The sequence below is a fragment of the Gordonia sp. 852002-10350_SCH5691597 genome, from assembly GCF_001665715.1.
GTDB lineage: Bacteria > Actinomycetota > Actinomycetes > Mycobacteriales > Mycobacteriaceae > Gordonia > Gordonia sputi.
The window spans coordinates 1-9,312 of record NZ_LZMO01000103.1 but is presented as its reverse complement, the minus strand read 5'-3'; the positions used below and the strand labels follow the sequence as shown (position 1 = coordinate 9,312).

At 64.2% G+C, this 9,312-nt stretch carries 9 protein-coding genes and 1 tRNA gene; 3 read left to right on the top strand and 7 right to left on the bottom strand.

The window, feature by feature from the left end:
- Positions 1–114: 114 nt before the first annotated feature.
- The 3 genes from A5777_RS07480 to A5777_RS07470 are packed head-to-tail and all read right to left on the bottom strand — an operon-like array spanning position 115 to position 4,049.
- Complete coding sequence (locus tag A5777_RS07480; protein WP_005202099.1) at positions 115–978, bottom strand: Bax inhibitor-1/YccA family protein; 864 nt, start codon at positions 976–978, stop codon at positions 115–117.
- A 31-nt stretch (positions 979–1,009) separates the two neighbouring features.
- Positions 1,010–1,753, bottom strand: coding sequence for a TetR/AcrR family transcriptional regulator (locus A5777_RS07475; RefSeq protein ID WP_039854246.1), 744 nt, complete (start codon positions 1,751–1,753; stop codon positions 1,010–1,012).
- Positions 1,707–4,049 (bottom strand): MMPL family transporter, encoded by a 2,343-nt coding sequence (locus A5777_RS07470; protein ID WP_064862171.1) that lies wholly within the window; start codon positions 4,047–4,049, stop codon positions 1,707–1,709. Before A5777_RS07470 ends, A5777_RS07475 begins: the two co-directional genes overlap by 47 nt.
- 160 nt (positions 4,050–4,209) lie before the next feature.
- Here A5777_RS07470 and A5777_RS07465 point away from each other — a divergent pair, with 160 nt between their 5' ends.
- The 3 genes from A5777_RS07465 to A5777_RS07455 all read left to right on the top strand — a co-directional run bounded on the left by A5777_RS07465 (position 4,210) and on the right by A5777_RS07455 (position 5,839).
- Entirely contained in the window at positions 4,210–4,611 is a 402-nt protein-coding gene (locus A5777_RS07465) for a hypothetical protein (RefSeq protein ID WP_064862170.1), read from the top strand.
- Positions 4,612–4,689: 78 nt separating this feature from the next.
- Positions 4,690–4,763 (top strand) — tRNA-Leu (locus A5777_RS07460).
- Between the two features lie 116 nt (positions 4,764–4,879).
- Complete coding sequence (locus A5777_RS07455) at positions 4,880–5,839, top strand: hypothetical protein (protein WP_064862169.1); 960 nt, start codon at positions 4,880–4,882, stop codon at positions 5,837–5,839.
- Here A5777_RS07455 and A5777_RS07450 read toward each other — a convergent pair.
- The 4 genes from A5777_RS07450 to A5777_RS24620 form a co-directional block, all read right to left on the bottom strand.
- Complete coding sequence (locus A5777_RS07450) at positions 5,825–7,273, bottom strand: tyrosine-type recombinase/integrase (protein ID WP_064862168.1); 1,449 nt, start codon at positions 7,271–7,273, stop codon at positions 5,825–5,827. The two genes, A5777_RS07455 and A5777_RS07450, sit on opposite strands and share 15 nt — an antisense overlap.
- A 1-nt stretch (position 7,274) precedes the next feature.
- Positions 7,275–7,910, bottom strand: a complete 636-nt coding sequence (locus tag A5777_RS07445) for a recombinase family protein (protein WP_064862167.1) — start codon at positions 7,908–7,910, stop codon at positions 7,275–7,277.
- Positions 7,907–8,134, bottom strand: coding sequence for a hypothetical protein (locus A5777_RS07440; RefSeq protein WP_156529310.1), 228 nt, complete (start codon positions 8,132–8,134; stop codon positions 7,907–7,909). The genes A5777_RS07445 and A5777_RS07440 overlap by 4 nt, the downstream gene beginning before the upstream one ends.
- A 199-nt stretch (positions 8,135–8,333) precedes the next feature.
- Entirely contained in the window at positions 8,334–9,137 is an 804-nt protein-coding gene (locus A5777_RS24620) for a hypothetical protein (RefSeq protein WP_156529309.1), read from the bottom strand.
- Between the last annotated feature and the right edge of the window lie 175 nt (positions 9,138–9,312).

Genomic DNA, 9,312 nt, shown 5'->3' with positions numbered 1-9,312 from the left:
GAACACAGTCCTCCTGAAACGACATGATCGCCGCAACCTCTCACCTGAGAGTGTTGCGACGATCATGTGAACCCGCCGAAGAGTGCGGGGCCGCGGTGTATCTGAGGGGGCGAACTAGTTGTTGGAGTTGAAGTAGCTCAACAGACGCAGGATCTCGACGTAGAGCCACACCAGGGTGACCGTCAGGCCGAGCGCGACGCCCCAGCCCGCGCGGGCAGGTGCACCAGCACGGATCAGACGATCAGCGGCGTCGAAGTCGACGAGGAAGCTGAAAGCCGCCAATGCGATGCAGACCAGCGAGAAGATGATCGCGATCGGACCACCGTCGCGCAGCACACCAGCTCCGCCGGTGAACAGACCGATGATCAGGTTGCCGATCATCAGCACCATCACACCGATGAGACCGGCGAACAGCATGCGCGTGAAGCGCGGTGTCACACGGATGGCGCCGATCTTGTAGACCAGCAGCATTCCGAAGAACACGCCGAACGTGCCGAGAACCGCCTGGCCGATCAGCGCGCCCGCACTGGTATCGCCACTGACCATCCAGTTCGCGAACACGAACGAGATCGAACCGACGAACAGTCCCTCGAAGGCCGCGTAGGCGAGGACGATCGCGGGATTGTCCTGCTTGCGACCGAACGAGGCGACCAACACGAGCACGAGGCCCACGATCGCGCCGATGCCCATGAGGGGTCCGGCCAATGCGTTGTTGTAGCTGCTGATGACGTAGCTGAGGATTGCGGTGACGGTCAGCACGCCGAGAGTGATCGCCGTCTTGGTGACGACGTCGTCGATGGTGAGCTGGCGTCCGACGGCCTGCGGCGGCGCATACTGCGGCGGCACCTGCTGACCGTACTGGTTGTACATCGCGGCCTGCCCGGCCCCGGCCGCGTTCGACCCGAAGCCGGCATAGCCGCCGGGATTCTGGTTATCGCGGACGACGCCGCGCATCACCGGGTTACTGCTGTCTCGCACAGGTGCTCCTTTTATGGACGTGTACGTCTCATCAACGGGGATCGACCCGTTCGAGTTCCGACTTTACCTTCTCTTGACCAATTGAGTGATCCGACGGCGCACTCAGTGAGTCGAGGAACACGCGGACCTCGTCGGGTGACTCGTACTCACGAATCGACAGCACCGCTCGCCCCAGACAGATCGAGCGCAGGGTCTGCGCGGCAATGGCGAAGTCATCGCCCCAGCCCAGACCGGGCTTCGCGATCATCAACGACGCCAGGCCATGCGCAGCGGTCCACAATTCGAGGACGACGTCACCGACCTCGTCGGGGCCGAAGATCCCGGCGTCTGCGAGTTCGCTGACAGTTCCGGTGAACCGCACGAACGCCGACGCCGCGAGCACCTCGTCGACCTTGCTGCGCTCGGCCACTGGTGAGACGTGATGAAACGCCTCCCGGTAGAGCACGGGCGTGGCGACCGCGAATCTCACATAGGCGATGCCCATCTGCAGAGCCCGTTCCAGCGGATCGTCGATACCTTTCGACGCCGCGGCCAGCTCCTCGTCGAGACGTTCGAAGTATCGAGCGCAGACGGCTTCGAGGAGTGCGTCCTTGTCGTCGAAGTGCAGATAGATCGACGGCGGGGTGACACCCACCCGGTCGGCGACGGCTCGGATGGACACGGCCGACGCGGCTTCGGAGTCGAGCAGCAGTGACGTCGCGGCGTCGATGATCTCGTCGGCCAGCAACTCACCCGACCCGCGGGGCGAGCGGCTTCTGCGACTGGTCCGTGTCACTGTTCTCCTGCGTGTTGTTCTCGTTCTCGGTGGTCTCGTGTGCGCCCGTGTCGGCAACCGTTGTCCGCGGCGGCTCGTCGTCGACCTCCTCGGACAGTCCGAAGCGGTCATGCAGACGTCGCAGCGGTGCGGGTGCCCACCAGTTCACGCGCCCAGCGAGGCGCATGAACGACGGAACGAGCAGCATCCGGATCAAAGTGGCATCCATCAGCACCGCAAGCGTGAGTCCGACACCGAACATACGCATGAACGACACCTCCGACGCCGCGATTCCCGCGAACACGATGCTCATCAGTAGCGCCGCTGCGGTGATGACGCGACCGGTCCTCGCAATACCGAGCGCGACGGCCCTGTCGTTCGCCGCGCGCGACCTGTCCGACGCGAGCCACGATTCGCGAATCCGGCCGAGCAGGAACACCTCATAATCCATGGACAACCCGAACGCGATGCAGAACATCAGGACGGGCATCGTTGCCGCGAGGTACCCGGTTGACGTGGTGCCCAATCCGTCGAGGTGCCCCTCTTGGAAGAACCACACCATCGCCCCGAACGTCGCCGACAATGACAACACGTTGAGCACCAACGCCTTCAGCGGAAGCACAACGCTTCCGGTGAAGAGGAACAGCAGCACGAACGTCGCGATGGCGATCACCCCGAGTACCCACGGCAGGTGCGCATAAATGGAGTCGACGGTGTCGACATTGGTCGCCGCGGAACCCGTGAACTTCACTGTCAGTCCCGCGGGCACCGGAACGTCTCGTAGCTGAGTCAGTTGATGCTCGCCCGCTGGCCGCATCGGTTCAAGGTTGGTGGCGACCGTGATCACTCCGACGTTGCCTCGTTGGTCCGCGGGATCCGCCGGGGCAACAGCCTTCCCGTCGACGAAGGTTCCGCCCGCGCCCGACACCGAGTTGACGTCGGCAACCCGCGACAGTTCCTGCGCATACGACGCCCTCGTCTGCGCAGAGACGTCTCCAGTCGCGACGACGGTGACCGACGACGACAGGTTCTGGGCGAAGTCGTCGCGGATCTCCTGCTGTATCTGATGGGCGCTGGCGCTGGTGGGCAGCACGCGGTCGTCGGGGAAGCCGAACTCGATCGACAAGAATGGTGCGCCGAGCACCAGCAGAATGACGACAACCGTCGCGCCGACCGGTGCCGCTCGTTTCAACACCCACGACGCCGCGCGGTACCACCAGCCCTCCTCGACCGGGCGTGATGTCGGCTCAGGGCGGCCCAGCAGCTTGCGGACACCGCGGCGCACGTCAAGGGAGTCGATCCGGTCGCCGAGGAGCATCAGCACCGCGGGCGTGATCACCAGCGACGTCACGGCGGCGATCACCACGACACCGAGTCCTGCGTACGCGAAGGAACGGAGGAAGTACATCGGGAAGATCGCCAGTGCGGCAAGCGCGAGGGCAACGGTCACCGCAGAGAACGCGACGGTGCGTCCCGCCGTCTGCATCGTGCGCAAGATCGCCGACGCCCTGTCACGTCCGTCGGCGACTTCTTCGCGATACCGCGTCACCAGCAACAGCGTGTAGTCGATCGCGAGCGCCAAACCCATTGCGGTGGTGAGGTTCAACGCGAAGATCGACACGTCGGTGACAGTGCCTATCAGACGCAGCAACGCGAACGTCAGCACGATCGCGATGATGCCGACGCCGATCGGCAGCATCGCCGCGATGACGCCCCCGAATACGACAATGAGCACGAGGAAGCTGATGGGGATGGCTATCGCCTCGGCTACGGCGAGGTCGCGCGTGGTCTGCTCGTTGACCTGCTGGAAGACCATGCCCTGGCCACCGACGCGGACCGTGATGCCGTCGCGGGCGCCTTCGAATCGGGAGGCGACCTCCTTGGCATGCGCAGGAGCCTCTGCTTCCCCGCCGTCGAGCGTGGCGATGATCAGCGCCGAACTGCGGTCCTTGCTGATCAGGCCGGGCGCGAGCGTCGGGTCCTGCCACACCGACAGCACCGGTTGCTGCACATAGGGAAGGGCGTCGAGTTCGGAAACGATCGACTTGCCGACCGCGGCGGCCCGCTGGTCCTTCTCCATGTCGGTGCCTGCAGGCGCGTCGAGTTTGATGACGACCTGCAGGCCCCCGCGCTTGAAGGTGTCGTCGATTTGCTGCGCCGCCTGCGCCGACTCGCTGTTCGGATCGGAGTACCCGCCTGCCAGCAGGTGCTGCGATGCCGACGCTCCGTAGATTCCACAGAGTACGAGGAACAGGAAAGCCAGTGCGAGAACACGTTTGGGCGCAGATATGGCCACTCGGGTAAGTCTTGCCAACATACGAGTCCCCTAGCGCGTCGCGGTCACTTACCCGCGTTAAGTTATCGGCATTAAGTCAGCTCGTCAAGGGCTCGTCGGCCGATTGCAGGATGCGCCCGCGTCACCGGTGCATTGACTTCCGGCCAGACAGGGGGCCACCTCTTCTGCGTTACGATGGGGTGTGGTTTACCTCTCACTCGCTCTCGCCGCCGTCGCGGTCGGAGCGTGGGTGCTGTCGTACCACCGATCGTCACAGCCACGCCGCAGCCCCGATCTGTTCATCGCCCTCTCCGAGCTCAACGACTCGACGTCGGACCATCAGCAACACGCGGCGGAGGTCATCGACGAGAAGCATCACCTCGAAGCGCGCGCAGGCTGGCCGTCGGCCGTGATCGGCTTGCTGTCGGTGATGGCAGTGGTGTTCATGGTCCAAGATCCGTCGAGCACCATCAACGGAAATCGGCTCGTATGGATGACTGGCGAACTGCTTGTCATCGCACTGATCTCGGCTGTGTGGACAGTGTGGTGCGTTCAGCGCGCCGCGCGCCTGACCGTGCGCCAAGCCGGCCTCCATCGCTGGTGACGCTCCTCTGCCGCCCCGATTCAGCCGACTAGGGTTTCGTTCGATCGGGCAGAGGCCACATGGCATGCTTGTCGACGCGCCCCTATAGCCCAATTGGCAGAGGCAGCGGACTTAAAATCCGCACAGTGTCGGTTCGAGTCCGACTGGGGGCACCCATAGCCGCAGGTAGGGGCGTTTTCGTAGCGTTCGACTGCCCGCGCGTGTAGCCCACCCCGGCACCACCCCGGCGCGCGGGGGTGTTGTGCCGGGTTTGTCGGTACAGGGTGGAATGATCATCGACATGTACGACAGCGATCCTCTTCACACCCTCGCAACCATGCTCACGCCACAACTCGGACGAGTAATGGAGCGCGCGCAACGCGGACGGACACTCGAAGAGTGGGGTCTAAATCCCCACCGCGCAGACCCAGACACGCCAATGTCTCTAGACGACGCAGACGACTACGAGCAGAAGATTCCGGAAGGCCTAACTGGCACGGTTCTTTACCCGATCATGAACGCAGTCGACTCGCTCGCTGCAATCGATATCCTGCTCGCTAACGCGGTCAAATCAAAGCCATTCAATCATCACACCGCATCGGTGCTTTCATTGTGCAGGACCGCGATAGAGTGTTCCGCGCAGGCGGTATGGGTCATGTGCCCTCCGGAGCGGAGTGTACGAAGAGCGCGCGCAGCTGGGCTAGCGAAGATCGGCGCTGAGCACGCGCGTGAATTCCACACCGAGCTCTTGAAAGCACATGACAACGGGCATCGGACGATTCCAGACGAAACCTACGGCCAATCGCAGCACAGACAGAAGTTTCACGACGGAGAGATCGCTGTGCTCGACAACCTTGCACAAGAGAAGGCTCGGCAATACTCGGAGCTAATAAGGAAGTCCGCCAATTGGATCGGTGACAATCCCCCTACACATGCGCACGACCTGCTGCAAGGCATTCACTTTCCGACACTCGCTAAACAAGAGTATCGCGTGTGCTCTAGCTTCACGCACGGCCACAGTTGGCCTATCGACCTCCTCGGCGGCCGGTCTACAGACATGTTCGCGATGATGGCTGACGCGATTGCAACCGCTCTGGTGTACACCGAGTCTGCGCTCTGTTTGTACGAAGCCCAATCCACCTCACCAGACAGTCATCGGCGGTTCTATCCCGAGCGCCTGCAAGTCACGATCAACGAGTGGCGAGAGTTGTACAGCGTTCTCGACGCCGAGGCTTCATCGTCCGAATAGCTGCACTACGTTCGTCGGCTCCGGCTCTGCCGTAGCGACGCTTTCCGGTGCCGTTGGCTCGGGCAGATCGTTGAGCGCGCCGCCGTCTTCCTCGGGTATCCAGTCGCCGTAGGTATCCAGCGTCAGCGTGAACGTGCTGTGGCCCATCCACCGCGACACCTGCATGAAATGGACGCCCGCCATCAGCTGCATCACCGCGAACGTATGCCGCAGGTCGTGGAGACGGACGCCGTGCTGGGCCGGGGCGTCGCTGGTCGCTGGACGGCTCGCCGGTAGCCCGACGGCCTCCAACGCTGGCTTGAGGATCGTGTCGTAGAAGGTGCCCATGTACACCGGTTGCGACCAGTCGTACGGCACCGCGTACCGCGCGCCCTTGGCGCGGTAGCCGCCACCGTTCTTCCGGCTGGGCCAGAGCGGCGCTGACGGCTCGTCGGCGCGGGGATGCGCTGCTACGTACTGCCGCAGCTTCTCACTTAGCCACGGCGGCAGGGGCACCGTTCGCCGCGACTTTCGCGACTTGGGCGTCGTGGTGATCCACTCGCCGCCCTTGCGGTCCTTCGTCCTGCGGATATGGACGACGCAGCGCGTGGTCTCGGTGGAATCGGGGCCAGGGCGTGTGGTGAACGACAGATCGCCGATTTCCAGGCCGCTGTTCTCGGCCGCGCGGAGGCCGCTGTACGCCAAGAACTCGACCATCAGCGCGTAGTCCGGATATGCCGGGAGCGCTTGGCCGTCGGCGTTCGCGATCTGCCCGGCGACAGCCGCGCTCAGTTGCGCCACCTGCTCGGCCGACAACGGGCGGTGCTGGAACTTCTCGCGATCGCCAGTAGCGCGGCCTCCGTCGTAGTCGACACGGTCGCACGGGTTGCTGGTGACCGCGCCGTGCTGCATGGCGTACTTCATCACGCGGCGCAGTCCGTTCCAGGCGTGCTTCACAGTGCCAGGCTTCAAGGGTTCGCCGCCGTTCTGCCGGGACTGCCTACGAACCAACGACGTCAGAAAGTCCTCGCAGTCCTTGGGCGTGATCGCCGCCGTGGCCTTGCTGCCGAACGCCGGGAGCAAGTAGTGCCGCGCGATCTTCTCGTAGCCGTCCAACGTACGTTGCTTCAACCGGCCCTGAGCGACCTTGACCTGTTGGCTCTCTAGCCACGCCTGGGCGTAGTACCCGAACGGCAGGTCTCCCGCTTTCCGCTGTTCGGCCAGGGCGCTGGTCTGCCCGGAGTGCTTGGCGGCGTTGAGCTCGTCGCGGCGCGCTTCGGCGTCCTCGCGGGTAACAAAGCTCTCCTGTCGGCTGCGGAGCTTGGTCTTGCCGCTGGGCAGTGTCACGGGCAGGCCGTAGTCGTCGCGGACGGGTTCACGCCAGACCACCTCGTACCGTTTCACGGCGCGGCCCTTGCGCTTGTGGGTGGTCTCGTGACTGCGGATGTAGGCCATGTCAGGCGACCTTTCCGTCGTTGGTGATGCGGGCCAGGGCGCGCCGCACGGTGCTGTAGGCCCACGTGTCGCCGCCAGTTGCGGTGGGGACACCCTCGGCGGTCAAGCGGTTGGCTATCGCCTTCGCTCCAAGCCCTTGCGCCGCGAGCACCTGGATACGGCGCTGCGCGCTGACGCTGATAAGGCCCGGTTCGCCCTTCTTGCGTTTGGCGTCGAGTGCTTCGCGGGTGCGAGTGCCGATCTTGCGACGTTCCTCAGCTGCCACGGCCAACCGCACGTCGGCGACGAGACGCTGGCTCGGGTCGCCGCTGTCGGCACCTTCGGTGTCGAGCAGACGCCAGCCGTAGTCGTTGGCGCGCTTCATAATCTGCGCGGCGTCTAGTTGGTCACGGGTGACACGATCCAGAGCGCGGACGAGAAGCCCTTGCGCCACTCCCGATTCGACAGCCGCCACGGCTACCTGCCTGCCGAACATGGCGTCACTCTTGGCTCCACTGACCACGTCGGTGGTGACGGTGAGCAGTTCGTGGCCGCGTGCTGCGCACCACTGTTCCAGGCTCTCACGTTGAGCTTCCAAGCCGAGGCCGCTGTCGCCTTGGTCGCGGGTCGAGACCCGCACGTAACCAACAACTCTCATCGCGCACCCCACACGGTCACACCACGAAACGGCGACACGTCCACAATCTGCATCCCGGGCAGGTAGTCGGCAGCGATGATCGGCGCAGCGATAGCGCCGACGTCGGCCGGGGCGCTGCCCACGGGTGCCAGCACGTCCAGTTCCTCACAGAAGGTGCCGTCACTGAATGCGACCGTCCACGCTTCCATGTGGGCGGGGATGGTTCCGCCGTCAAACTGAGTCATGCTGTCTCCCTTACCTTGTGGCGTCCGAGGGGTGCGGCCCTGCCCGCACCCCCTGCACCCCACACTACCGCACTGTGACGTAGCTCACTATTGAGAGTTGTTGTCGGAGTTACTGTTTCGTCCCCAACGCGGTTGAGATGCCCCGTGGTGCGTGCTGGTGCCGGGCACGTAGTGCTGGGCCGTGCGCGTGGCCGCTGGCCTACTGCGACCGCCTGTTGCGGTTGCCTTGCGCCTGCGGTGGCGGGGCGGTGCGGTGCAGTTGATCCAGCGCGTCTTCCAGGTCCATCAGTCCGGTCGCGGGCGTCGGCGGTGTGGGCGGCTCGACCGCACGGGGCGCGTCAATCGCTGCGGGCCGGGGCGTGGGTGGCAGGTCGTATTCGCTGTCCACGATCTGCGCGTCCAGTACTTCGCTCGCGGTCCAGTCGTCCTCGGGGTTGTCGTAGGCGTCTGCGGATTCGCCTCTACGCGAACGACTTTCGGCTCGTGAGCCGCCCGTCATGATCGCCCCGAGGATCTGCTCGAATCCCTTGCTCGGGCCGACCTCTACCTCTACGGCGGTCTTCGCACTTAAGCCAGCGCGGTCGAGCGCGCTGTTGGTGGCAGCTAAGCGCACTCCGTCGGCCACGTCGTCGTCCACGGCCAGCTTCAACAGATTCTTCGCCATCCGGTCGGCGGCGTTCTCCAATCGTGCTCTGGCAGCGCGCTTTACGTGCCCCGATGCCCCACCATGCACCCGGCAGACTGTCGCACCCTTGATAGCTAATCTCCTGCATCGCTCTCCAGACTTCTTATGCGCAACGCAACGCGCCGCGTCGTTGTCCTCCAGCATCGCGTCCCACTTCGCGGCTGCCTCTGGACTGGTGCGTGGTCCCACCTCCTCCCACACCTCGTAGTCTGGATCGTCAGGGTCCGGAATCCATCGGCCGGTAGCGTCGGAGCCAGAAGCCAAGGCGCTGGGGGGTGTAGAGGCGGATTGTGTTGTGGTCGAATCGTTCTCGGTCATGTGGTTCTCCTTGCGTGTGATCGTGAGGGGGAGTACGGGGAGTACACGTACACCCCCTATGCACAAAAACATGCGTTGCCCCCCGCGTAAAAGCCCAGGTAGAAGGTAGAAATTACCAATCGCGGGTGTAGGGCAAACCGCAGAGGGGGGAGTACCCGTACTCCCCGTACTCCCC